The sequence below is a fragment of the Pseudoalteromonas sp. '520P1 No. 423' genome (assembly GCF_001269985.1).
Lineage (GTDB): Bacteria > Pseudomonadota > Gammaproteobacteria > Enterobacterales > Alteromonadaceae > Pseudoalteromonas.
The window spans coordinates 2,972,401-2,998,171 of sequence record NZ_BBZB01000001.1; the positions used below are offsets into that span (position 1 = coordinate 2,972,401).

Genomic DNA, 25,771 nt, shown 5'->3' on the forward strand with positions numbered 1-25,771 from the left:
AAAAGGCGCATATGCGCCTTTTTTGTTTTTATTGATTAAATTACTCCTTATTCATGATCCAATCTGATAATAATCTTACACCATAACCTGTACCACCTGTAGAGATTTCACCTTTGGCTTTGCTTGCAAGTGCGTTACCAGCAATATCAATATGCGCCCATTTCACATCTCCAGCAAAGTATTGTAAAAAGCTTGCTGCAGTTGTTGCACCTGGTCCACCTGATCCCGTATTTTTAAGATCTGCTATATCAGTCTTTAACATATCTTTATAGCCTAAAGGTAAACGCCACAGGTTTTCATTAACTTGCTTACCTGAGAAAGTTAAATCAGCGATTAATTGTTCATCTTCTGAGAAAATAGCAGCATAGTCGTTACCAACAGCGCGTATTTTTGAACCCGTTAGTGTTGCAACATCAACCATTACACTTGGTTCATAGAATTTTCTCGCATACCACATAGCATCAGAAAGTACTAAGCGCCCTTCAGCATCAGTATTTACAATCTCAACTGTTAAGCCTTCAGCAGTCCTTACTACATCACCTGGAGCCACTGAGCTTTCAGATACCATATTTGCAGCCATGCCCATTACAGCAACTACATTGGTATCTACTTTATTTAATGCTAAAGACTTTACAGTACCTAGCACTGCTGCCGCACCAGCCATATCAGACTTCATACGTGCAATTGAAGCACCTGTTTTGATGCTATAACCACCTGAGTCAAATGTGATACCTTTACCAACAAGTGCAATCGGAGTGTCTGAGTTGCCTTTATAATGTGCAACAATCAAACGGGCACCTTCATTACTGCCACGCCCTACCGCCTCTAAAGCTCCCATGCCTAGCGATTTAAGCTCTGCAGGTTTCAATACTTTAACTTCAACACCTAAAGACGCTAACTCTTTTGCTGCATTAGCAAAGTCAACTGGCGTCATTTCTGTTGCAGTTTCAGAGATCAATTCACGTGCTAATACAACACCTTGCTCAATATTCGCTAAAGTTTTATATGCATTTTTAGAAGTCTTTGCGCTATCAACATCAAAGAAATACGATTTTTCATTACGTTTTTCATTATGGTAGTTCTCAAAACGGTAAGAACGTAAGCTGATACCTTGCGCTAGTAATGCAGAAAAATCACCAAATTTTATCTTGATGCCATCACTTTTAACTGTCACTTTGTCGATAAATTTCTTTTCTAGTTTACCGCTTAAATTACCACCAAGTTTAGTCACTTTAGCTTTGTTTAATGATTTCTTTTCACCTAAACCAACAATAACGATTCGATTAGCAGAGATATTATGCGGTGCAGTTAATTCAAGCATCTCGCCATATTTACCACTAAATTCATTTGCTTTAATAGAACGCTTTAATTGCCCTTGGGTTTTTTTATCATATTTTTTAAAATCTGAGCTTGCCTGATCTTTATGATAAAAAACAACTAAAGTGTCTGAGTCTTTTGTTATTTTATTTTCGAAATGAATAACCTCAGCATTTGCAAGAAATGTTGAACTACAAAGCGCAAGCGCAAGTAGTGATTTTTTAAGATGCATGAAGAATACCTATTTAAGAGCAAAATTTGCCAGTGTTTTACCTTAAATCAACTTTATTTAGAATAAAATAGAGATGAACATGCCGTTTTTTCCGTTAGTTTTCTTTGACTAAATTCTTCATAACCTGAAATTAAATATAACTTAAACGATTAAAGGGACATTATAATTTGATAGACCAAGCGACTCTGAACTCTTGAAGCATGGCTTTAATAATAGGTTCATCTAAACGACTCTTTAAAACTGCAAAATATAATTGTGCTTCGAAATCGAGTTGTTTCAACACCTTCAATTTACTTTTATTTTTATCGCTCAAGGCTTCTTCAAGTTCAATAAAGCTTAGACCTAAACCCGCTTTTACTAATTCCACACGACAATTATCATCATTCACTTTTGAAACTTCTGAGAATTTTTCACCAAGCTTTTGCTTTAAAAACAGATCAAATGGACACTCTTGGCCCATAGTGACCCAAGGATACGCGCTTAGTTCAGTGATCAAGCTATCATTATTAGCTAAAAATTCAACTGGTGATATGGTGGTAATTTTTTGTTTTTTTATTTCTATAAATTCAAGGTCTTCAGGTATTACACCATAAACAAACCCGCCATCAATTTCACCTGATTTTATCGCTTTAATGGCTTTACCCGATGAAAAATTAACAATCTGAGTGCTTATACCTGGAAACTGCTCTGCTATATTTGATAATAAGTCAGTTATTTTAAGATGTTTTGGACTTTGATTAATCGAGAATTTAAAGTCTCCTATTAATTCATTTTGATTTTCTAATGCACAATTGGCCATATCTAAAGCACTGTCTAAGATGATTTTCGCTTTTTCTAGTAACACTTCACCTTTTAAAGTAATAGACATGCCACGACTTGAACGCTCAAATAATACAGTTTTAAGTTCTGACTCTAAACCTTTGATATGCGCACTCACTGCTGGAGGTGTTGTACATAACTGCTTTGCTGCCAGTGTTAAATTACCAGTTTTAGCTACAACTACAAATGATCTTAAGTGGTAGAACTCCATTTTTATGCTCTTTATTTATCTATTTAAAACTATTTTATCGTCTTGCTTTAATTTGACTATTCACAAACACAGAATATAGCTTTTAGAATATATGAATTCATTTATTTTTATTCTTGGATAAGTGACAAAATATCAGGCGTTTTTCTAAGCCAAGACGTACCACTTAGTATTTCATTTAATTCATTTTGTAATGCTCTGGCTTGAGTCAAGAATTCTTTAGGTTTTGATAGCACTAGATATCGGTTTTTATTCGAAAGATATAAAATATGGGTTTTATCTTTTATATTATATTTTTTTATGAATGCATTTACACTGGCTTGTTTTTCCATACTCGCTAGCTGGATAATATAGTTTGATGTTTCTAATAATGAGATAAGTGTATTATCTGTTGGAGCTGTTTCAAGAACTATCGGAGTGATATCATTTATGGGTTTATTAACTACTAACTCTTTATTATTTGAGTGTACGCTAACGGGTTCTTCTTTTTCAACGCTTGCTGTTTGAGTAGTTATACCTTCAATTTTATTAATATGGTCAAGGATACTTTGACTTGATTTTTGGCCCACATCCAGCGCCATTTGCGCATAATATTTACTAGTCACTAAATCTTTCTCTACAATATCGCCTTTTAAATATATAGAAGCGAGATTATGCATTGAGAATTTATTGCCATTTTTTGCTGATTTTTTATAAAACTCGATACCTTCTGCTGTTTTTTCATCAATGATTAAACTTGCTAATGCAAATTGGGCTTCTGCATTATTTTGATTTGCTGATTTTCTGATCCAATGCAACCCTTTTTCACTGTCTCGGGGGATCACTTTACTAGGCAAAGATATTCCTTGCATATATATAGCACCTAATTCTAATTGGCTATCAGCATCCCCTTGCTCTGCCGCTTTTTGATACCAATTATACGCTTCAATAGGATCAGAATTCACACCTCTACCGTGCTCATACATTGTTGCAATTTTACGTTGTGCTTTTAACCAACCTTTCTGTGCCGCTTTTAATTGCCATTCAAATGCTGCATTGATATTTTTATCAACACCTTTACCCAATTCAAAGGCCATGCCTAAGTTAAACATGCCTTCAATATGTCCATTTTGTGCAGCTTGACTTAAATAATTTATTGCTTGGGTTGTATCTCGCCCTACGCCTAACCCTTTTGCATAGATTTTGGCCATAATGAATTGTGCATCAGGTGATGCGTCATTTAGGCTTTCTTTTTGACATACACCAAATGCTTCAACGAAATTTCCCTTCTCAAACTCACTTTTACAATCAGCAAAAACCGAAAGAGATAATAAACTCAGAATAAAAAAAGCAAAATACTTAAACAAAACAAAATCCTTCTGGTTCAATTAAAATTTAGATACAAAAAAGCTCGGTGAAAACCGAGCTTTTTTTCACATTATCTGAGGCTATCAATTTAACCTTAGTTAAGCAAATTATACCAATTCTATTAAGTTAGTGGTCTAATATAAATTAGGATAAATTTTCAAGAGCAAGGCGCTTGATTAGCAACGCAGCTATTGTATATTTAAACCATTTAGATTGATCACATATTTATTAGAATTGGTATTTCTAAACGTATTGCACTTCTATGATCTCAAAACCAACATTGCCTTTTGGTGTCGCAATGTTTACTTCATCATCTACTTCTTTACCGATAAGACCACGTGCAATAGGAGAGTTAACAGAAATTAAATTATTTTTAATATCCGCTTCATCATCACCTACTACTTTATAGGTTACTTCATCATCAGTTTCTACATTAACGATAGTCACTGTAGTACCAAAAATAACCTTACCTGTATTCGGCATTTTAGTAACATCAATTACTTGTACATTTGATAACTTAGCTTCAATTTCTTGAATACGACCTTCACAAAAACCTTGCTCTTCACGTGCTGCATGGTATTCAGCATTTTCTTTTAAATCACCGTGCTCACGTGCTTCAGCGATATCAGCTACAATTCTTGGGCGCTTAACAGTTTTAAGTTCAACAAGCTCTTCACGTAAAAGTAATTCGCCTTGAACTGTCATTGGTATTTTTTGCATAAACTTGTCCATTTTTTATAACAAAAAACCTGAAATTCAACTTTCAGGTTATTTGATTTCTGCCTTTAAAATGAAAAATAAAGGCATATTTGTTTTACTCTAGGAGCTTATTTTATTCTTTTGTGCAGTTCTTGTACCGAAGTAACAACAGATCTGTCATCTGCAGCATTTGCTCTACAGTTAGCAAAAGCAGCATTAAGCGTCGTAGTATAGTTTGTTTTATGTTGCAATGCACCACGTCGAAGCACTTTAGAATCTTCGATAGCCTGACGGCCTTCAGTAGTATTTACAATATAGCTGTACTCTTCATTCTTAATGCGGTCAAGAATATGAGGTCGACCCTCAAATACTTTGTTCACATGACGAACTTCAATACCTGCAGCTTCAATTGCTTTTGCTGTACCGCCAGTTGCATCTAATTCAAAACCTAAGTCTTTCATTATACGGGCAAGTTCAACGATACGTTTTTTATCTGCATTACGTACAGATAATAAAGCACGACCACCACGCGGTAATACGTTACTAGCACCTAATTGCGCTTTAGCAAATGCTTCAGCAAAGTTATCACCCACACCCATAACTTCACCAGTAGAACGCATTTCTGGTCCACGGATTGGATCAACACCTAAGAATTTAGCAAAAGGAAGTACAACTTCTTTTACGCTGTAATAAGGAGGGATAATCTCGCCTTTGATTCCTTGGTCAGCCAGTGATTTACCAGCCATACAACGAGCTGCTACTTTCGCTAATTCCAGACCGGTTGCTTTTGAAACAAATGGCACTGTACGTGCTGCACGAGGATTAACTTCGATTAAGTACACTTCACCATCTTTAACAGCAAACTGTGTATTCATTAAGCCAACAACACCTAATTCAAGTGCCATACGTGTTACTTGATCACGCATTACGTCTTGAATTTGTGGGCTTAGCGTATATGGAGGTAATGAACATGCAGAGTCACCAGAGTGAACACCTGCTTGTTCGATATGTTCCATAATACCGCCAATCACAACTTGTTCACCATCACAAATCGCATCAACATCGATTTCAATCGCATCATCAAGGAAACGATCAAGTAATACAGGCGCTTCATTTGACGCCGAAACAGCTTCAGTCATGTAACGTCGTAAATCAGCTTCATCATAAACGATTTCCATCGCACGACCACCTAGTACATACGAAGGACGTACTACAAGTGGGAAACCAATTTCAGCTGATTTAGCAATTGCTTCTTCAGTTGATGTTACAGTTGCGTTTTCAGGTTGTAATAGATCTAAACGCTCAACCATTTGTTGGAAACGTTCACGGTCTTCAGCACGGTCAATTGCATCTGGAGAAGTACCAATAATTGGCACACCATTCGCTTCTAGTTCACGGGCTAGTTTTAATGGTGTTTGGCCACCGTATTGTACGATTACACCTTTAGGCTTTTCGATACGAACAATTTCAAGTACATCTTCTAATGTAATTGGTTCGAAGTATAAACGATCTGATGTATCGTAATCGGTAGATACAGTTTCAGGGTTACAGTTAACCATAATCGTTTCATAACCATCTTCACGCATAGCTAATGCAGCGTGAACACAACAGTAATCAAATTCAATACCTTGACCGATACGGTTAGGACCACCACCGATTACCATTATTTTATCTTTATCAGATGGATTTGCTTCACACTCTTCATCGTAAGATGAGTACATGTAAGCTGTATCTGAGCTAAATTCTGCCGCACAAGTATCTACACGCTTGTATACAGGTGTAATATCTAATTGAACACGTTTTTTACGAATTTCAGCTTCAGACACACCCGCGATTTGGGCGATACGTGAATCAGCAAAACCTTTACGCTTTAAATTACGTAAAAATTCTTTATTTAAACCAGCCATGCCAGTTTCAGAGATGGTCGCTTCATCTTTAATGATGTCTTCCATTTGAACTAAGTACCAAAGATCAACCTTAGTAAGTTCAAAAATCTCTTCAATGCTCATACCTGAACGCATAGCATCAGCTATGTACCAAATACGCTCTGCGCCTGGTTCACGTAATTCATGAATGATTTTAGATTTAGCATTTGATTCAGCCAAGTCAACAATAGGTGTTAAACCATTGGCACCCACTTCAAGACCACGAAGTGCTTTTTGTAAAGATTCTTGGAAGTTACGACCAATCGCCATTACTTCACCAACTGATTTCATTTGCGTTGTTAAACGATCGTTTGCGCCTGCAAATTTTTCAAAGTTGAAACGTGGTAATTTAGTTACAACATAATCGATTGATGGTTCAAATGATGCTGGCGTTTTACCACCTGTGATATCATTTTGTAATTCATCAAGCGTATAACCAATTGCTAATTTAGCTGCAATTTTAGCGATTGGGAAACCAGTCGCTTTTGAAGCAAGAGCAGAAGAACGTGATACACGTGGATTCATTTCGATGATAACCATACGGCCATCTTCAGGATTAACACCAAACTGTACGTTTGAACCACCTGTTTCAACACCAATTTCACGTAGTACTGCTAAAGAAGCATTACGCATAATTTGGTATTCTTTATCTGTCAAGGTTTGTGCTGGTGCAACTGTGATTGAATCACCTGTGTGCACACCCATAGGGTCAAAGTTTTCAATTGCACATACTATGATACAGTTGTCGTTTTTATCACGAACAACTTCCATCTCATACTCTTTCCAACCAATCAGTGATTCATCAATTAATAATTCACTTGTTGGAGATAAATCTAAACCACGAGTACAGATTTCCTCAAATTCTTCCATATTGTAAGCAACACCACCACCGGTGCCGCCCATAGTGAAAGAAGGGCGAATGATACATGGGAAGCCGATACGCTTATTAATATCTTTAGCTTCTTCCATTGAATGAGCAATTTCAGCAACTGGACACTCAAGACCAATGTTTTTCATTGCAGCATCGAAACGCTCACGATTTTCAGCTTTATCAATTGCGTCAGCTGTTGCACCAATCATTTCAACGTTGTACTTCTCAAGTACACCGTGCTTTTCTAAATCAAGCGCACAGTTTAGTGCTGTTTGGCCGCCCATAGTAGGTAAAACGGCACATGGCTTTTCTTTAGCGATAATTTTTTCAACAACTTCCCAGTGAATTGGCTCGATGTATGTTGCATCAGCCATTTCTGGATCTGTCATTATTGTTGCAGGGTTAGAGTTAACTAAGATAACTCTGTAACCTTCTTCTCTTAATGCTTTACATGCTTGTGCGCCAGAGTAATCAAACTCACAGGCTTGACCAATTACAATTGGACCTGCACCTAAGATAAGTATGCTTTTTAAGTCGGAACGTTTTGGCATTATTCTCTATTTCCTAAAGTATCAGTCTTAAATTATTATTTACGAGCTTGCATTAAGTCGATGAAATGGTTAAATAATGGCGCAGCATCATGTGGACCTGGACTTGCTTCTGGGTGTCCTTGGAAGCTAAATGCAGGCTTATCTGTACGATGAATACCTTGCAATGTGCCATCAAATAAAGATTTATGTGTTGCACGTAAGTTTTCAGGAAGATTGTCTTCTTCAACTGCAAAACCATGATTTTGTGCAGTGATCATCACAACACCTTTATCTAAATCTTTAACTGGGTGGTTACCACCGTGGTGACCAAATTTCATTTTGCTTGTTTTAGCACCTGAAGCTAACGCTAATAATTGGTGCCCTAAACAGATACCAAATACCGGGGTTTCAGTTTCTAAAAAGCTTTGAATTGCTTCAATTGCATATGTACACGGCTCTGGGTCACCAGGTCCATTTGATAAGAAAATACCGTCTGGATTTAATGCTAATACATCAGCAGCAGATGTTTTTGCAGGGACAACCGTTAATTTACAACCGCGGTCAACTAACATACGTAAGATGTTACGTTTTACACCGAAGTCATATGCAACTACGTGAAATTTTGTGTCTTCTTCAGAAAGTGTTTTAAAACCACTACCTAATGTCCAGCTTGACTCAGTCCATTGATAATTTTCAGCTGTTGTTACTACTTTTGCTAAATCCATTCCTTTTAAACCAGGAAATGACTTTGCTGCTTCCAATGCTTTTTCTTCATCGATATCACCGGCGATAATACAGCCGTTTTGCGCACCTTTATCACGTAAAATACGTGTAAGTTTACGTGTATCGATGTCAGCAATACCTAAAATATTGCGTTGTCTTAAGTATTCATCTAATGACTGTTCATTACGAAAATTACTTGCTAATAAAGGTAAATCACGAATTACTAAACCTTTAGCCCAGATTTTATTCGCTTCTTCATCTTCGCTATTAGTACCTGTGTTACCGATATGTGGGTAAGTTAAAGTAATAATTTGTTCCGCGTATGATGGATCTGTCAGGATTTCCTGATAGCCCGTCATAGACGTATTAAATACTACTTCTCCAACTGAAATACCTTCAGCACCAATAGCAGTACCGCGAAATACTGTACCGTCTTCTAAAACTAACAAAGCGGGTTTAGTCAAGTTAACCTCCTAACAGGGAAATATCCGTTGTGAAAACTGACGATTCACAACACATATAAAGCATTTAAAGACACATAAAACAAAATTTTGGCAAATCCGACGTATTTTAGAATAAAAACCGCAAAAGGTCTAATTAAAAATAATAAAAAACCTAAAATAGCCGTTTCGAACTAAAAAAGGCATTAAAGCCCTATAAAAAACAGTTTACTGTGTCAAACCTAGTACATCTTGCATAGTATAAAGTCCAATTGGTTGATTTTTCAACCATGCTGCAGCCCTTACAGCACCTTGTGCAAAGGTAATGCGCGAACTTGCTTTATGAGTTAATTCCAGCCTTTCGCCCATAGTTGCGAAATAAGCCGTATGTTCACCAACTATGTCACCAGCTCGGACCACTGAATACCCTATTTCATTTTGGTTTTTTTCGACTTCATCATGACTTCTGTCATATTTTGCGACTTCATTATGATCCCAGCCTTTTGCATCTGCTATAGACTCACCTATCGCTAACGCAGTACCTGATGGCGCATCAATTTTATGTCTGTGGTGCGCTTCAAATATTTCAATATCAACATCTTCACCTAAAGTAGTCGCGGCTGTTTTTACTAAGTTAAGTAAAACATTAATGCCAACACTATAATTACGTGAAAAAACAATTGGAATTTCTTTACTTGCTTGTTCAAGTTCAATCATTTCATCAGGTGTTAAACCTGTCGTACCAATAACCATAGCCGTTTTGTTTTTTATTGCATCCGCTAAATGCTTTTTTAAGCCTTGTGGTAGTGTAAAGTCTATTAGCACATCAAGGTTGTCATCTGCTGTATTTTCATCCTGCAGTATTATATTACCCTTAGCACCCGATACAGTTGCAGTTAAGTCTGTGCCGATATGATCAGAACCCGCACGACAAAAAGCTGTTAGTTCACTATTTTGATCTTTTGAAACAACTTCTAATAAAGCACGACCCATGCGACCATTTGCGCCAAATATTCCGATTTGATTCATTTATTATTTCCATTGTATTTTGATGGGCGATATTTTACCCGTTTATAAATTTCTCGGCTAGAGTCTATTAATAATAGAGATTAACAAATCTGATCTCTACCTATCTCTAAAACAAATATTTCAAGCTAGTCTAGCAAGATTTGATTGACAAAACATCTAGACGTCTATACATTCAAGCATCCAATTTTACATTATGTGCTTCCTTTTCTTTGTTTCGCTTGAAATATCAAACAAATTCAGTAAAGAATAGGAAAACAATAATAATTGATAGGCTGTTTATGCAACTTGATTACAACAAAACGCAAGCTAAGTTATCTTTGCTTCCTTTATTAATATTTGTCAGTCTATTTTTAGGCACTGGGCTTTATTTGCAAGCTAATGGCGTTAATTATGCTTTTTATCAACTGCCTGCGCCTGTTGCTATTTTGCCCGCTATTTTTTTAGCATTTTTTCTAAACAAAAAAACAATCAATTCATCTGTTGAAACTTTTGTTCAAGGCGCTGGGCACAGTAATATTATTACCATGTGTTTAATTTATTTATTAGCGGGTGCATTTTCTACCGTAGCAGGCGCAACTGGAGGTGTTGATGCAATCGTAAATGCAGGACTTGATGTAATACCTGCTGGACTGTTATTACCTGGTTTATTTTTAATATCAGGTATTATCGCAACTGCTATGGGTACTTCTATGGGTACGATTGGTGCAATTGGGCCGATTGCTTATGCGGTATCTGTTAAAACAGGTATCGACCCTTCCTTAGTCGCAGGCACAGTGATATCTGGGGCTATCTTTGGTGATAACCTTTCAATAATCTCAGATACAACTATTGCAGCAACACGTACACAAGGGTGTGAAATGAAAGATAAATTTAAAGAGAATTTATCTATTTCCGTTCCTGCTGCTATTTTAACGATTACTTTGTTATTTATTCTAAGCCCACAATCTCAAGCCATTGAGATTCAGGATTATGATTTACTTTTAGTCTTACCTTATGCATTTATTCTAATATTAGCTGTAATGGGGTTTAATGTCTTTGCAGTATTGATTAGTGGTATTTTATTTGCTGCACTGATTGGTTTTACAGGAGATTATGAGGCCGGCACTTTTGTAAAAGACATTTATAAAGGCTTTACGAACATGCATGAAATATTTCTATTATCTATGTTGATAGGTGGATTATCAGAGTTTATTCGCATTAATGGTGGTTTAGATTATATTGCTAAAAAGATTCAAGGTGTGACTAAGGTAATAGCTAAATATAACCGACAAGTTGCTGACCAATTTGGTATTGCAGCTTTAGTTTTTGCTTCTAATTTATGTATAGCAAATAACACTGTTGCCATTATTGTTTCTGGTCCTATCGCTAAAAAACTAGCGCAAGACGCTGACGTAAGTGCGAAACGCTCTGCAAGTTTACTTGATATTTTTGCTTGTGTAGTTCAAGGAATATTACCTTATGGTGCTCAAGCATTGTTATTAGGTGCTACATTTGGATTATCGCCATGGGAGGTTTCAACTTCCGCATATTACTGCTTTATATTAGCGGTCACTGCCATTGTAGTTATTTGTTTTAGAAGTAATAAAAAAGCTTAAAACACAGTTTAGAATAAGCAGTCATGCCCAAACTTAAAAAGAGCATAATACCTGCTCTTTTTAAGTTTCTTAATATTTAAAATAATGAATTTAGCTATGCGGCTTAAACAGCCAGATCCGCATTATTGATATCAACTAATAAAATTCTACGATCTTTTAGCATTTCATTTTCATTATGCAGACGTTGAATAACATTGTGATCTTCTTTTTGTAATTGTGAATCAATATTGTGTAAAACAAAGAAACATCATCAAGTAGTCGCTCTGTATTTCCATCACCTTTAATAACCACTGAAGCTGAGTACTTTAATAATTATATCTCTTCATCATTGCTAATATCCTTATTCGTATAAATAATAACGGGAGGCAAGGTTAAGTTTTTAACTTCACTGACTCACTTAAGCACTTCAAGGCCATTACTTATGCAGGTTGGACTTATCATTTAAGTAGCAGAAACAGAAATCAAGATAATTATATTTGTGGAATAAAATATAAAGGATATGAGGTTTCTACTATGATAAACAGCTTTGATAATCGTTCTTACGTTTTTATATCATAAACAATGGCATCATAATGATTAGATAGATGTCGGTTATAGACTTGGGTGGACCACTGGCTATACAAAAGAAGAAAATAGCGTTCAACTTTTTGGCATAACCCCGCTTATATCTCCAACAATAAATTTTCACTACAAAGGTTTTGGTATAAAAACTGCTATTCAAACTGATGTGTTTATTTTTTCTCTTAATTATATATTTTAAATAAAAAAAGGCGTATATCTGATACGCCTTCATACATTATTCAATAAAAAAATTTATATTTTGCAACCTGGTTTTAAACCTGATTGTGATGCAGCATTTTTGTATTTGATTGCATCTGGCATTTTTGATCTCAATTCACTGATACGACTTGTTGGTGCCGGGTGAGTAGATAAAAACTCTGGTGTTGCACCACTTCCTGCCTTTGCCATATTTTGCCATAGCGTTACAGATTCTTTTGGATTAAATCCCGCTTTTGCCATCAAATCTAAACCTACATTATCAGCTTCAGTTTCATGTGTTCTGCTAAATGGTAAAACAACGCCATATTGTGCACCTACACCTAAAGCTGACATGATTTGAGCTTGATATTTTACATTTTGAGTTTGTAAAACAGCGTTTGTTGCCTGCATTCCGTATTGTAGTAAGTTACCTTGTGATGCACGCTCATTTGAATGCTCAGCAATCACATGCCCTACTTCATGGCCTAATACAGTTGCTAACTGATCTTGGTTTGTCGCTATTTTCAATAACCCTGTATGAACACCTATTTTACCACCAGGTAGTGCAAATGCATTTGCTGAGTCATCTTCAAATACAACGACTTCCCACTGTTGAGCTGCATATTTTTTTGGTAATACAGAAATGACATTATCAGCAACACACTGCACATAACGGTTTACTTTTTTATCTGAATTAATAGGCTTTTACTCTTTCAACTGTTTAAAGCTTTGCACACCCATAGTATTCATTTCGCTATCTGAATATAAAGCAATTTGTGTTCTGCCAGTCGGCGATGTTTTACATCCTGCTAGCGCTGCTAATGTCACCAGCACAATAACTGTTTTTTTCATCAAATAATTCCATCTATAAAAGAATCGGCCGCAAGCGACCGAGTTTAAAAGAGTCCTAACCGATTTCCGGGAGCTTCTTTTTTATCCAATTCAACCAATTGGTTTGCACATATTTTCGAATTATATCTTCCGTTGCATTTCCAATTGTTTCAACGAAATAACTCTGAGTCCAAAGTTTACCTCCCCAGAAATAACGTTTTTGATATCTGGGTATAATTTGAAAAACTCTCTGGCTGAAATACTTTTTATCTCCTGCATGATCTGACTTGGTGACAACTTTGGCTCACTTCTTACCACCATATGAATATGGTCTTCAGGTATTTCCAATTCGACCATATCTATATCGTAGTCATAGCCAATTTTTTTTAATGATAATTTTCATCGCTTCACGGTAAGGCTCAGAAAAAACTTTACGTCGATAATTAGGTATCCACACAAAGTGATACATTAATCTGAAAACATGATGAGAATTTCTTTAAATTTCCATGTAGTGGATACTAAAGACTGAGGCAAGCTCAGTCTACACTATCCAGCACAGGGGCAAGCCCCCGAGATTTTCGCTACGCTCTGTTAAACCAAGTCTGCAACTATTTTAAATCAATTTGAAGATTCGGTATATATTGTATTGAAAAATCACAAATATACCCAAACTGCCCACGATTCAGAAATGGTTAGTCTCTTTAAAAAAGTTGGAACGTAGAGAGTTAGGTTCCTGTGAAAGGCCTAAAAGGTTGGTTTAAAATCGATTTATGCAGCGTTATTAATTTTTGATAAGGGAACGACCATTCACTACAATCAATGCCTTGTCTAAATCGTTTTTAATTCCAACTGAAGCTCGCATTTTGAAGTAGCTTGGGTATAAATACAATTAAAAACCAATTTTATCTACTATCTTTAAAATTCGAAGCGTATGATACGCAATCTCAACTTTCTCCCTCAGTAAGAAGCTCAAATGAATGATGTTTTTAATAAGCGAATATTACTGCCTTTATTCGCAAGCATAGTTGCAATCACGCCATTGGCGATTGATATGTATTTACCTGCAATGCTGATCATGAGCCAAGATTTAAATACACCTATCAGTAATATTCAAATGTCGTTAAGTGTTTATTTAGCCGGTTATGCCTTAGGTATGTTATTTTTTGGCCCACTAGCCGATCAATTTGGTAGGCGAAAACTTGCTGTGATTGGATTAAGCGGATTTTGCATTAGCTCTTTGGTATTAGCCTTAACGCGACAAATAGAAGTGTTTTTTATTTTTAGAGCTATACAGGCATTTACCGGCGCTGCGGCAACTGTTGTTGTACCTGGCGTTATTCGCTACATATATCAAAAAGATACCGCTAAAGGCATGTCTTATGTCTCAATGATCATGATGATTGCCCCATTAATAGCACCCACAATAGGCAGTATTTTAATAGGTTACTGGCATTGGTCGAGTATCTTTATTGTTTTAGCACTTTATAGCCTAATAATCTTATTACTAGCCACAAAATTTTTTATTGAAATTCCGATTTTTAAATCCGATAAAAAAGGTATTCGTCTTTTCCTTGATAGCTACTCAGCTGTATTTAAAAATAAAAAAGCGCGTTTAGATATTACCACTTCAGTATTGGCTTCATTTGCTTTCTTTTGTTTTTTAACGTCAGCACCGTTTATATATTTAGATTATTTTCAAGTATCAGAAAGTCGCTTCGGTTTTTTATTTGCCTTTAATGTTCTTGCACTTATGCTCGGTAACTTCTTAAATACTCGGCTAGTGCCCAAAGTAGGTTCTCGTAAAATGTTACATGCAGGATTATTATTAGCTGTGATATCAGCAAGCCTATTATTTACAACCAGTATTTTAGATTCTGGCCTTTATTATACTATTACAGCACTTGCACCATTAATGATGAGCTTAGGCATTATGGCAAGTAATTCAGATGCACTAGTATTATTAAGGTTCGAAGAGAAATCAGGCACAGCAACGGCCGTGATTGGCACATTGCGATTTGGCATTGGTGCCTTAGCAGGACCTTTACTTGCGCTATTTTGGGTTAAAAACACTTTGCCCTTCACAACTTTAATGTTAACAGCTGTAATATTAATTGTATTATGCCAACTTAAAATAAGGCTCAATGAGCAGCGCGATTTATCAAAAGAATAAATAGCTAAGCATAAAAAAGAGTTTAACCTTATAAAGTTAAACCCTTTTTTAGTTTTTAAACAGCTAAAATATTATTCAGCTGCTTTAGAAACCATAACCATAGCTGGACGTAATAAACGACCACTTAAAGTATAGCCTTTTTGCATTACTGCAATAACTGTATTTGGTGCGACATCAGCACTTGGTTGCATTGACATTGCTTGATGGAATTCAGGGTTAAATGTTTCACCTTGTGGGTCTACTACTTCAACACCAAACTTTTTAACTGCATCAACAAAACTTTTAGAAGTCATATCAATGCCTTCGATTAATGGCTTTAATGCTTCGTTTTCTTTATCTGAAAATTCAATCGCGCGGTCTAAGTTATCAACTACTGGCAATAACTCATTTACGAATTTTTCAAGTGCAAATTTATGTGCTTTTTCAATATCTAATGCTGCACGGCGACGTGCATTATCAACATCTGCAGCTGCACGTATTACGCTATCTTTTTGATTAGCGATAGTTTCAGTTTGATTAGCAATCGTTTGTTTTGCTTCTTCTAACTCAGCATATAAAGCTGCAATCTCTGCTTCAGGGCTTTGCTCTAAAGAAGCTTCTTGCTCAGTAGTTTCAACTTGTTCTAATACTACTTCTTCAGTGTTTTCTACTTCAGGTGAAGTCTGGTTTGACTGCTCAGACATTAATGTTCTCCGATTGTAATTCTATTGTGCATAATTTGCATTTGGCAAAATTTATAATACTAAGATGGGGATTGAAAATATAGTTTCAAGTATAATTTAAAAATTATTTTAAGCGTTAACAGCTATCTCATCAAATATGGCAAATTCATTTATAATTGCTTCAATTTCAGCAGAGCTTTCACACATAATTGTAAAGCGACTTTGATAATATTGCTGTGAAAAATAGGGAATACTGATTAAAAATAACCCATCAAAACCCGAATAAGGCAAGTCATCCCCACAAATAATTGATATACCTTGTTTTAACGCTAATTTATCTTCGACATAATTTAATAATGGAGAGCCAATTAAAGGCTGCTCAGATTGCTTTATATGATTGAATAAATAACTATCCCCTACAACAATGCAATCTTCATCCGCTAATTTCTCGGCTAATGCACGGGTCCACTGAGCCAAAGAACCATGACAAAACATAGGCGCTGTATTTGCCATTGCTTGCATTCTTTTTAATCCTTCGGCGAGTGTTTGTTGCCCAAATACCATGTTTAACCATGAATTAAATTGAATTCTAATCTCTTCATTGGCTTCAAGTGGTTTTGTTATTTTTATATTTTGGCTTTGACCTTGTCTATCTATTAATAAAATCAGCCAGTGGGTTTTATCAAAGTCTAATACTTCAACACGAAATACTGTTTGTGAAATTTTTTGCGGTAAACCTGCAAAAACACACACTTGATATTTTTGGCTGATCAAATGAGAAAACTCGATTAAAGTTTCTTGATTTGGCTGCCAAAAAGTCGCAATTTCAGATAACGAAAAAAATTCATCAAACCAATATTGATACCCTTTTTTAGTTGGTATACGACCAGCTGAGGTATGAGGTGAATAAATATAACCAAGCTTCTCCAAGCGCACCATAGCGTTTCTGACTGTAGCAGAACACATTGACATGCCTTTTTGCTTGACTATTCTTGATGAGGCAATCGCTGTTCCTTCACCATCACAGTAAAGACTCATTATTGCTGTAAATATTTGTTGATCGCGGGCGCTTAACTTCATACTCAAAGATATGGGGCAAGAACATTTGATTTCAAGAGGTGTTTTTAACTTAACGTTTCTATATACTTAAAACTCAGTTATATACCCAATAATTTGTAGATGAATTATGAAACAAAAATTTAAAAAAATAGGCTTAATTGGTAAACCTAACCATGATGGCGCTAATTCTACTTTACAAAGCCTACATTCTTTCCTTTTAGCCTTAGGCTGTGAAGTACTGATAGAAAAAAGAGCAGGTCAACAAATGCCAATCGAAGATAAAAAATTGGTTGATGTTGTAGAGATTGGTAAATTATGTGATCTGGCGATAGTCGTGGGTGGTGATGGTAATATGCTGGGTGCAGCAAGAGTACTTTCTCGCTTTGATATTGCCGTGATTGGTGTAAATAGAGGTAACTTAGGATTTTTAACCGACTTAAACCCCGAATCTTTTCAAGGTGCATTAGAGCAAGTTATCAGCGGCGAATATCGTGAAGAAAATCGTTTTTTATTAGAAGTCGAAGTTTACCGACATGAAAAATTAAAAAGCTCAAATTCAGCAGTGAATGAAGCCGTGTTACATGCTGATAAAGTTGCACATATGATAGAGTTTGAAGCCTTTATTAATAACGACTTTGTATTTTCACAACGCTCTGATGGCCTAATTATATCGACTCCTACAGGCTCTACAGCCTATTCTCTTTCTGGAGGAGGCCCAATTTTAACGCCTGACATAAATGCGATGGCTTTAGTGCCCATGTTCCCACATACACTATCAAGCAGGCCTTTGGTAGTAGATGCACAAAGTGAAATACGTTTAAAATTAAGTTTAAACAATGATGATAATTTACAAGTCAGTTGTGACAGTCATATCGTACTTGCTGTTATGCCAGGTGATGAGATTGTCATCAAAAAAGGAGACTCTCCACTGAGATTAGTACACCCAAAAGATTACTCTTATTATAATGTACTAAGAAAAAAACTAAATTGGGGTAACCCTTTATACTAACGTATTTAATTTATAGGGAAGGATATTTCCCTCTTATTACTTTTATTCGGAATTTTTATGACTTATATCGTCTTTTTCACCATTGTTTTACTTATCGTACTGCTTGGTGTTTTTCTATCAATTGAAAGCTCTAAAAAGAAAGCTGAACAATTAAAAAAACAAGTTTTTACTGACAGACAAAATCAAGCTAATGCCCATTTTAAAGAACAAATTGCACAATATGTTGAAGCTAAAATTTTAAGACCTAAACATAGCCAAAACTTAAACGCTGTAGCGACTAACTTTTTTGTTGTACAAGCGCATAATGAAGACAATTTAACTATATTAGAAGCCACTTTAGAGAATCTAACGTCTAGCTTAAACACTGAACTTGCAAAAACAAATATAACTGGCAATAAGGAGATAATTGCTAATAACATTCTGACTTTTATCAATGAACTACCAAGAAGCGCAAGAGATTATAATAAGACTTTTTATGCTCAAATTTTGCCGGCTTTAATTGTTTCGCTGCAAACTCCTGATTTATCATTTGAAGAAACAACTGAAGATGATGAACAACTAGCAGAAACAGCAGAAACAGCAGAAACAGCAGAAACAGCAGATAAAGAATAAATTTTTGCTTATAGTTCTAAAGTAAGAAAACAAAAAAGGTTTGATATATTTATCAAACCTTTTTTATTGGATAACAACTTTATTAGATTTTAGACTTCTAAGTAGTCCATGATACCTTCAGCTGCATTTCGACCTTCAAATATCGCTGTTACTACTAAGTCAGAACCACGAACAGCATCACCACCAGCAAAGATTTTAGGGTTGGTAGTTTGATGCGTGAATACAGCATCTTCTGGTGCTTTTATTCTGCCCCATTGATCTAATTCTACGCCTAATGGTTCTAGCCAAGGCATTGCATGTGGTTGAAAACCAAAGGCCATGATCACAGCATCAGCTTCAAGTGTGTGTTCAGAACCTGGTACTACTTCAGCACGACGGCGATCTTTTTCATCGGGTTCACCAAGTTGTGTTTTAACCATTTTAATGCCAGATACTTTTCCTTCAGCGTTGAGTTCAATCCCTAAAGGTTGAAGATTAAACATAAAGTTTACACCTTCTTCTTGAGCATTTTTTACTTCACGCTTGGAACCTGGCATATTCTCCTGATCACGACGATAAGCACAAATCACTTCAGTTGCCTCTTGACGAATCGATGTTCTAACACAATCCATCGCGGTATCACCACCACCTAAAACAACGACCTTTTTACCCGCCATATCGACATATTCGTCGGCTGTTTTTTCGTATCCCATTACACGATTAGTATTTGAGATTAAAAATGGCAAGGCATCATATACGCCTGGGGCATCCTCATTTTCTAGACCCGCACGCATATTTTTATAGGTACCAACACCTAAGAAAACAGCATCATAATCTTGTTCTAATTGACTCATGCTAATGTCTTGGCCAATTTCTACGTCTAAACGAAACTCAACACCCATTTCTTCAAATATTTCTCGACGCTTTTGCATCACACTTTTTTCAAGCTTAAATGATGGAATACCGAACGTTAATAACCCACCAATTTCAGGGTGGCGATCATAAACAACAGGTTTTACACCATTGCGAATTAAAATATCCGCACATGCTAAACCTGCAGGACCAGCGCCAATAACAGCGACTTTTTTATCACAAAAGACTACATGTGACATATCAGGCTTCCAACCCATTTCCAGTGCCGTATCAGTAATATATTTTTCGATATTACCTATGGTGACGGCACCAAAATCTTCATCTATAGTACATGAACCTTCACATAGTCTGTCTTGTGGACATACGCGACCACATACTTCAGGCAGACTATTAGTACGGTGAGATAAATCAGCAGCCTCTAAAACACGACCACTTTTAATAAGTTTTAACCATTGTGGAATATAGTTATGAACCGGACATTTCCATTCGCAGTAAGGATTTCCGCAATCTAAACAACGATCGGCTTGTGAATCCACTTGTTTTTTCGAAAATGGTTCATAAATTTCTACAAATTTCTTTTTACGTGTTGATATTGGCTTTTTACGCGGATCAACTCTTTGCACATCTATAAATTGGTAAACATTATTTGGCATCAAAATTCTCCTATTGCGCCTGAACTCTTAATTCGGCACTACTTCTTGCACGATGACCTAATAAGCTACTTATATCACTAGATTTAGGTTTAATTAAACGGAATTTTGATACGTAATTCTCAAAATCTTCTAAAATCATTTCTGCTCTACATGAACCTGTTTCATCTAAATGCTCAGCAATCAGACCACGTAAATGTTCATGATGGATCGTTAGGGTTTCCATCTCAACTATCTCTACGAGTTCAGAGTTCATGCGTTTTTCAAAATCTTTTGCTTCATCTAACACGTATGCAAAACCACCCGTCATACCGGCACCAAAGTTAATGCCTGTCACACCGAGTACACACACAATTCCGCCAGTCATATATTCACAACCGTTATCACCTAAACCTTCAACTACAGCAATAACACCTGAATTACGTACGCCAAAACGCTCTCCTGCACGGCCTGCCGCTAATAATTTACCGCCAGTTGCACCATATAAGCAGGTATTACCAAGAATAGTTGCTTCGTGTGAATTAAATGCTGAACCAACAGGAGGCCGTACAACTAATTTACCGCCAGTCATACCTTTTCCTACATAATCGTTGGCATCACCTACCAAGGTCATATCTAAACCGCCAGTATTCCATACACCAAACGATTGCCCTGCAGTACCGGTCAATTCAATATGTATTGGTGCTGATGCCAGACCTTGATTACCGTGTTTTTCAGCAATATAACCAGATAACATAGCGCCAACTGATCGATCAGTATTACAAATAGCAGATCTGAGCTTTAAGCCAGACTTATTATCAATTGCATCAGTGGCTTGTGCTAATAATGTTTCATTTAACTGGCCACTATAATGAGAGATATTTTCAGCCGAGTTATATAAAGTTTCACCAGATTTATTATTTGGCTTAGCAAGTAAACCTGACAAATCAACTTTACTTTGTTTAGATGTTTTACCTTCTAATACTTCAAGTAAATCCGTTCTACCAATTAAATTAACTAAACGTGTTATACCTAAACTTGCCATGATTTCACGGGCTTCTTGTGCGATAAATTTAAAGTAGTTCATCGCCATTTCAGGTAAACCGTGATAATGATCTTGGCGTAACTTTTCATCTTGTGTGGCAACACCGGTTGCACAGTTATTTAGATGACAAATTCTTAAGAATTTACAACCAAGAGCGACCATAGGACCAGTACCAAAACCAAAGCTTTCAGCACCTAAGATAGCCGCTTTAATAATATCTAAACCAGTTTTTAAACCACCATCAGTTTGTAAACGTATTTTATGTCTTAAACCATTTTCAACTAACGCTTGCTGTGTTTCAGCAAGGCCAAGCTCCCAAGGGCTACCTGCATATTTAACCGAGGTTAACGGACTTGCCCCTGTACCACCGTCATAACCAGAAATTGTGATCAAATCGGCGTAAGCTTTTGCAACACCTGTTGCGATTGTGCCGACACCTGGCTCAGATACTAATTTAACCGAAATCAAAGCTTGTGGATTAACTTGTTTTAAATCAAAAATAAGTTGCGCTAAATCTTCAATTGAATATATATCGTGATGCGGTGGAGGTGAAATTAATGTCACTCCCGGCACAGAAAACCTTAATTTTGCGATATAAGGCGTTACTTTATCACCAGGTAATTGCCCGCCTTCTCCTGGTTTTGCACCTTGTGCAACTTTTATTTGTATAATATCGGCATTACGTAAATAGTGTGCTGTTACACCAAAACGCCCTGATGCAACTTGTTTGATACGAGAATTTTTTACCGTACCATAGCGCTTAATATCTTCACCGCCTTCACCTGAATTTGAACGACCACCTAAGGTATTCATTGCAATAGCAAGTGCCTCATGCGCTTCAGGAGATAATGCACCTATGCTCATCGCAGCAGAATCAAAGCGTTTATATAATTCGGTTGCAGGTTCAACCTCATCAATAGCAATACTGTGTTCAGATGTATTAAGTGTTAATAAATCTCTAAAAGTTGTTGCTGGACGGTTATTAACTAAGTCCGCATATTTTAAATAATCAGCATAATCACCTGATCTCACTGCAGTTTGTAATGTACCAACAACATCAGGGTTATACGCATGATATTCACCATCATGAACATATTTTAACAAGCCACCATGATCTAAAGGTTTACGTTTGATCCATGCCTTACGAGATAAATTAGTTAAATCTTGTTGAAAATCACTAAAATCAGCGCCTTGAATACGGTTGCTTACGCCTTTAAAACATAAATCAACAATTTCATCTGCTAGACCGACTGTTTCAAATAACATAGAGCAGCGATAACTTGCAATGGTACTAATACCCATTTTTGACATTATTTTATAGAGCCCTTTATTTATTGCATTTCTATAAGATACAAATACTTGAGCATCATCTTTATTAATAATATTATCACGCACCATTTTTGCAAGAGATGCAAAAGCTAAGTATGGATAAATGGCTGTTGCACCAAACCCTAATAAAACAGCAAACTGATGTGGGTCACGACATGAACCCGTTTCAATAACAATATTAGTATCACAACGTAAACTATTATCTACTAATCGTCTTTGCACGGCGCCAACAGCCATAGCTGCAGGAATAGGCAAAGTCTCTTTGGTAATATTCCTATCAGATAAGATAATTAAAACTGTACCATCTTTTGCCAATTGCTGAGCTTCATCACAAATACGCTTTACCGCAGATTTTAAACCTTCACTTGGCAAGTAATTAAGATTAATCGTTGCATTTGAATAATGCGCCTGATCTTCAGTTACTAATTGCTCAATGTCAGAACACATCAATACAGGGCTATCAAACTGTAATCGCTGGGCATGGCCAGTTGTTTCATTAAATACATTTTGTTCACGACCTATGCAAGTCGCAAGAGACATAACATGGTTTTCACGTAAAGGATCAATCGGTGGATTAGTTACCTGTGCAAATTTTTGACGGAAGTAATCAAATAAAGAACGATCTTTGCTTGAGAGCACAGCAAATGGCGTATCGTCACCCATAGAGCCAGTCGCTTCTTGTCCGTTTTCACCCATAATACGTAAAGCTTGATCTAATTCTTCATTAGAGTAACCAAACATTTTTTGATATAGATGTAATTGTTCATCATCCCATTTGCGCGCGCTATCAAGTGCATTATCCATTTTCTCAAATGGCACTAAACGTTTTACATTTTTTTCTAACCAGTCTTTATATGGATGACGAGATTTAAGATCTTGATCAATTTCATCTGATTGCCAAACTTTACCATGTAAAGTATCAATAACCAGTAATTCACCAGGTCCTACTCTGCCCTTTTCAACAACTTCATCAGGAGAATAATCCCAAATACCAACTTCTGAGGCTAATGTCATAAAACCATCTTGCGTAATAACATATCTTGCTGGACGAAGACCGTTTCTATCTAAGTTACACGCTGCAAAACGGCCATCTGACATCACAATACCCGCAGGACCATCCCAAGGTTCCATATGCATAGAGTTAAAGTCATAGAATGCACGTAGATCATCATCCATAGCACGGTTTTTTTGCCATGCAGGTGGTACTAACATGCGCATAGCACGGAAAATATCCATGCCACCAGCTAAAAATACTTCTAACATATTATCTAGTGATGAAGAGTCGGAGCCTGATTCATTAACAAAAGGCGCTGCTGAATTTAAATCTGGCAATAAAGGAGATGAAAATTTATATTCTCTTGCTCTTGCCCACTGACGGTTTCCTTCAATGGTATTAATTTCACCGTTATGTGCTAAATATCTGAAAGGTTGCGCCAACGGCCAACGCGGTTGAGTATTGGTTGAAAACCTTTGGTGGAAAACACAAATCGCAGATTGCATTCTCATATCAGCTAAATCCAAATAAAAATTTGGTAAGTCAGCTGGCATAACTAAGCCTTTATAGATAGTTACTAAACCAGATAAACTCGCAAAATAAAAATCTTTATCAAAATCTATTCGTTTTTCTATTCTTCTACGCGCGATATATAAGCGGCGCTCTAAATCTTTTGGACGCCAACCTTCAGGGGCACAAATAAATACTTGCTCAAATCTAGGTAATTGCTCTATTGCTATAGGGCCTAAACTCGCAGTATCTGTGGGAACTTCTCGCCAACCAACAATTGATAAAGTTTCTTTTTCTAGTTCTTCATCAATAATAGCGCGAGTGCGAGTTGCAATTTCTGAATCAAGATTTAAAAAAACCATGCCTATAGCGTAATTTTTACCTAAATGCCAATCATTTTCTTGTGCGATTGCACGAAAAAAACTATCAGGTTTTTGTAATAATAAACCACAACCATCGCCCGTTTTACCATCTGCGGCAATACCGCCACGATGTTGCATTCTATCTAAACCAGTGATGGCTGTACGTACTAATTTATGACTTGGTTGCCCATCTATATGAGCAATTAATCCAAATCCACAGTTATCTTTTTCGTATCTTGAGTCATATAACATGTATGTCCCCCTCCCCTTGCTATTACTAGAGTTTGAAAATGCGACGTGCTCACTTTTAAATAAAAGGAACTCTAGCAGACAGTAAAATTAACCATAAAATCATACATAGTCAAACATTTTGTGCATATATATTCATGACCATGAATATTTTTCACAACGGCCAATCGAACAATAAATTTAACAAACTCATTAAATACAGTGAAAATACCACCATAATTTTTATGACACTGGTGTCATATTGTTACTTTTGCAAATGAGATTAATTTGCAATATACGTTTACGTAAACGTAAGTTGGGTAGATTATGAATAGTTATGCATGGTAATACCAATTACCCTAATGGGATTATTTAAGCTATAAACAACATTAAAATCATTTTGAAATGCACAGAATAATCATTAATACTAAAACGCATAATTGGAATGAGATTGATTAAAGATTGCTTTATAGGTGCTAGTTTTTGTGTGGAGTTTGAAGAAATAAAATAGAGGCATAAAAAAAGCGAGCCAAGCTCGCTTTTCCATATGAATAAAGTTAATTATTCTGCAGAATCATCTTCTGTTTTATATTTCGCAGCAGTTTCTGTAATTAAAGGCTGTAATTCACCTTTTTGGAACATTTCAATTATAATGTCACACCCACCAACTAATTCACCATCAACCCATAACTGCGGGAATGTAGGCCAATCTGCATATGCTGGTAATTCAGCACGAATATCAGGATTTAGCAAGATATCAACATAAGCAAACTGTGCGCCACAAGACATTAAAGCTTGTGATGCTTGAGATGAAAAGCCACAGTTTGGTAATTTTGGTGAGCCTTTCATGTAAAGAATAATTGGATTTTCAGAAATCTGTTGTTTAATTTTATCTATGGTTTCCATCTACAACCTCAAAACGCTTAAAATTGACTACAATAAAATGTATTTAAAATAGTACTTTATTTGCACTATTAATAAAAAA

The 25,771-nt window shown here is 36.2% G+C and carries 17 protein-coding genes and 2 pseudogenes; 4 read left to right on the forward strand and 15 right to left on the reverse strand.

Features of this window, described 5'->3' with window-relative positions; translation table 11 throughout:
* Positions 1–40 precede the first annotated feature (40 nt).
* From PSA_RS13570 to dapB, 7 genes are all read right to left on the reverse strand, one after another.
* Positions 41–1,549 (reverse strand): leucyl aminopeptidase, encoded by a 1,509-nt coding sequence (locus tag PSA_RS13570; protein WP_042148809.1) that lies wholly within the window; start codon positions 1,547–1,549, stop codon positions 41–43.
* Between the two features lie 160 nt (positions 1,550–1,709).
* Positions 1,710–2,579, reverse strand: a complete 870-nt coding sequence (locus tag PSA_RS13575; protein WP_042148804.1) for a LysR family transcriptional regulator — start codon at positions 2,577–2,579, stop codon at positions 1,710–1,712.
* A gap of 107 nt (positions 2,580–2,686) precedes the next feature.
* Positions 2,687–3,922, reverse strand: a complete 1,236-nt coding sequence (locus PSA_RS13580; protein WP_042148801.1) for a tetratricopeptide repeat protein — start codon at positions 3,920–3,922, stop codon at positions 2,687–2,689.
* 244 nt (positions 3,923–4,166) lie between these two features.
* Entirely contained in the window at positions 4,167–4,643 is a 477-nt protein-coding gene (gene greA / locus PSA_RS13585; RefSeq protein ID WP_042148798.1) for a transcription elongation factor GreA, read from the reverse strand.
* A gap of 107 nt (positions 4,644–4,750) precedes the next feature.
* A complete protein-coding gene (carB, locus tag PSA_RS13590; protein ID WP_042148796.1) occupies positions 4,751–7,969 on the reverse strand; it encodes a carbamoyl-phosphate synthase large subunit in 3,219 nt (1,072 codons plus the stop codon).
* A 35-nt stretch (positions 7,970–8,004) separates the two neighbouring features.
* On the reverse strand, positions 8,005–9,135 hold the full coding sequence (gene carA / locus PSA_RS13595) for a glutamine-hydrolyzing carbamoyl-phosphate synthase small subunit (RefSeq protein ID WP_042148794.1): 1,131 nt from the start codon (positions 9,133–9,135) through the stop codon (positions 8,005–8,007).
* Between the two features lie 204 nt (positions 9,136–9,339).
* Positions 9,340–10,140 (reverse strand): 4-hydroxy-tetrahydrodipicolinate reductase, encoded by an 801-nt coding sequence (dapB, locus tag PSA_RS13600; RefSeq protein ID WP_042148791.1) that lies wholly within the window; start codon positions 10,138–10,140, stop codon positions 9,340–9,342.
* 278 nt (positions 10,141–10,418) lie between these two features.
* Here dapB and PSA_RS13605 point away from each other — a divergent pair, with 278 nt between their 5' ends.
* Positions 10,419–11,735: a Na+/H+ antiporter NhaC family protein gene (locus tag PSA_RS13605; protein ID WP_042148788.1), complete on the forward strand. Its 1,317-nt coding sequence runs from the start codon at positions 10,419–10,421 to the stop codon at positions 11,733–11,735.
* A gap of 813 nt (positions 11,736–12,548) precedes the next feature.
* Here PSA_RS13605 and PSA_RS13610 read toward each other — a convergent pair.
* From PSA_RS13610 to PSA_RS27230, 3 genes and pseudogenes are all read right to left on the reverse strand, one after another.
* Positions 12,549–13,346 (reverse strand): annotated as a pseudogene (locus tag PSA_RS13610) (M48 family metallopeptidase).
* Between the two features lie 55 nt (positions 13,347–13,401).
* Positions 13,402–13,682 (reverse strand): annotated as a pseudogene (tnpA, locus tag PSA_RS27225) (IS200/IS605 family transposase).
* 13 nt (positions 13,683–13,695) lie between these two features.
* Positions 13,696–13,794, reverse strand: a complete 99-nt coding sequence (locus PSA_RS27230; RefSeq protein ID WP_197276825.1) for a transposase — start codon at positions 13,792–13,794, stop codon at positions 13,696–13,698.
* Between the two features lie 504 nt (positions 13,795–14,298).
* Here PSA_RS27230 and PSA_RS13620 point away from each other — a divergent pair.
* The gene (locus tag PSA_RS13620) at positions 14,299–15,495 is read left to right on the forward strand and encodes a multidrug effflux MFS transporter (protein ID WP_042148784.1); all 1,197 of its coding nucleotides are present in this window, start codon (positions 14,299–14,301) and stop codon (positions 15,493–15,495) included.
* A 71-nt stretch (positions 15,496–15,566) separates the two neighbouring features.
* Here PSA_RS13620 and grpE read toward each other — a convergent pair whose 3' ends face one another.
* Together grpE and PSA_RS13630 are read right to left on the reverse strand one after the other, a co-directional pair.
* Positions 15,567–16,178, reverse strand: coding sequence for a nucleotide exchange factor GrpE (gene grpE, locus PSA_RS13625; RefSeq protein WP_042148782.1), 612 nt, complete (start codon positions 16,176–16,178; stop codon positions 15,567–15,569).
* A gap of 108 nt (positions 16,179–16,286) precedes the next feature.
* A complete protein-coding gene (locus PSA_RS13630; RefSeq protein ID WP_042148779.1) occupies positions 16,287–17,237 on the reverse strand; it encodes an HrcA family transcriptional regulator in 951 nt (316 codons plus the stop codon).
* A 106-nt stretch (positions 17,238–17,343) separates the two neighbouring features.
* Between PSA_RS13630 and nadK the strand changes: the two genes are divergently transcribed.
* Both nadK and PSA_RS13640 read left to right on the forward strand, forming a co-directional pair.
* Entirely contained in the window at positions 17,344–18,225 is an 882-nt protein-coding gene (nadK, locus tag PSA_RS13635) for an NAD(+) kinase (RefSeq protein WP_042148775.1), read from the forward strand.
* A gap of 57 nt (positions 18,226–18,282) precedes the next feature.
* The gene (locus PSA_RS13640) at positions 18,283–18,837 is read left to right on the forward strand and encodes a hypothetical protein (RefSeq protein WP_042148773.1); all 555 of its coding nucleotides are present in this window, start codon (positions 18,283–18,285) and stop codon (positions 18,835–18,837) included.
* Positions 18,838–18,926: 89 nt separating this feature from the next.
* On the opposite strand, the gene PSA_RS13645 is transcribed toward PSA_RS13640, so the two are convergent.
* The 3 genes from PSA_RS13645 to PSA_RS13655 form a co-directional block, all read right to left on the reverse strand.
* Positions 18,927–20,342: an FAD-dependent oxidoreductase gene (locus PSA_RS13645; RefSeq protein WP_042148770.1), complete on the reverse strand. Its 1,416-nt coding sequence runs from the start codon at positions 20,340–20,342 to the stop codon at positions 18,927–18,929.
* A 10-nt stretch (positions 20,343–20,352) separates the two neighbouring features.
* Positions 20,353–24,810: a glutamate synthase large subunit gene (gene gltB / locus PSA_RS13650; RefSeq protein WP_042148767.1), complete on the reverse strand. Its 4,458-nt coding sequence runs from the start codon at positions 24,808–24,810 to the stop codon at positions 20,353–20,355.
* Positions 24,811–25,347: 537 nt separating this feature from the next.
* Complete coding sequence (locus tag PSA_RS13655; protein WP_042148766.1) at positions 25,348–25,692, reverse strand: Grx4 family monothiol glutaredoxin; 345 nt, start codon at positions 25,690–25,692, stop codon at positions 25,348–25,350.
* Positions 25,693–25,771: the final 79 nt, after the last annotated feature.

Excerpts from the sequence above, each read along its gene's own strand:
- PSA_RS13570 (WP_042148809.1), bottom strand. The coding sequence starts at position 1,549 with ATGCATCTTAAAAAATCACTACTTGCGCTTGCGCTTTGTAGTTCAACA.
- PSA_RS13575 (WP_042148804.1), bottom strand. The coding sequence starts at position 2,579 with ATGGAGTTCTACCACTTAAGATCATTTGTAGTTGTAGCTAAAACTGGT.
- greA (WP_042148798.1), bottom strand. The coding sequence starts at position 4,643 with ATGCAAAAAATACCAATGACAGTTCAAGGCGAATTACTTTTACGTGAA.
- carB (WP_042148796.1), bottom strand. The coding sequence starts at position 7,969 with ATGCCAAAACGTTCCGACTTAAAAAGCATACTTATCTTAGGTGCAGGT.
- dapB (WP_042148791.1), bottom strand. The coding sequence starts at position 10,140 with ATGAATCAAATCGGAATATTTGGCGCAAATGGTCGCATGGGTCGTGCT.
- PSA_RS13605 (WP_042148788.1), top strand. The coding sequence starts at position 10,419 with ATGCAACTTGATTACAACAAAACGCAAGCTAAGTTATCTTTGCTTCCT.
- PSA_RS27230 (WP_197276825.1), bottom strand. The coding sequence starts at position 13,794 with ATGTATCACTTTGTGTGGATACCTAATTATCGACGTAAAGTTTTTTCT.
- PSA_RS13620 (WP_042148784.1), top strand. The coding sequence starts at position 14,299 with ATGAATGATGTTTTTAATAAGCGAATATTACTGCCTTTATTCGCAAGC.
- grpE (WP_042148782.1), bottom strand. The coding sequence starts at position 16,178 with ATGTCTGAGCAGTCAAACCAGACTTCACCTGAAGTAGAAAACACTGAA.
- PSA_RS13630 (WP_042148779.1), bottom strand. The coding sequence starts at position 17,237 with ATGAAGTTAAGCGCCCGCGATCAACAAATATTTACAGCAATAATGAGT.
- nadK (WP_042148775.1), top strand. The coding sequence starts at position 17,344 with ATGAAACAAAAATTTAAAAAAATAGGCTTAATTGGTAAACCTAACCAT.
- PSA_RS13640 (WP_042148773.1), top strand. The coding sequence starts at position 18,283 with ATGACTTATATCGTCTTTTTCACCATTGTTTTACTTATCGTACTGCTT.
- PSA_RS13645 (WP_042148770.1), bottom strand. The coding sequence starts at position 20,342 with ATGCCAAATAATGTTTACCAATTTATAGATGTGCAAAGAGTTGATCCG.
- gltB (WP_042148767.1), bottom strand. The coding sequence starts at position 24,810 with ATGTTATATGACTCAAGATACGAAAAAGATAACTGTGGATTTGGATTA.
- PSA_RS13655 (WP_042148766.1), bottom strand. The coding sequence starts at position 25,692 with ATGGAAACCATAGATAAAATTAAACAACAGATTTCTGAAAATCCAATT.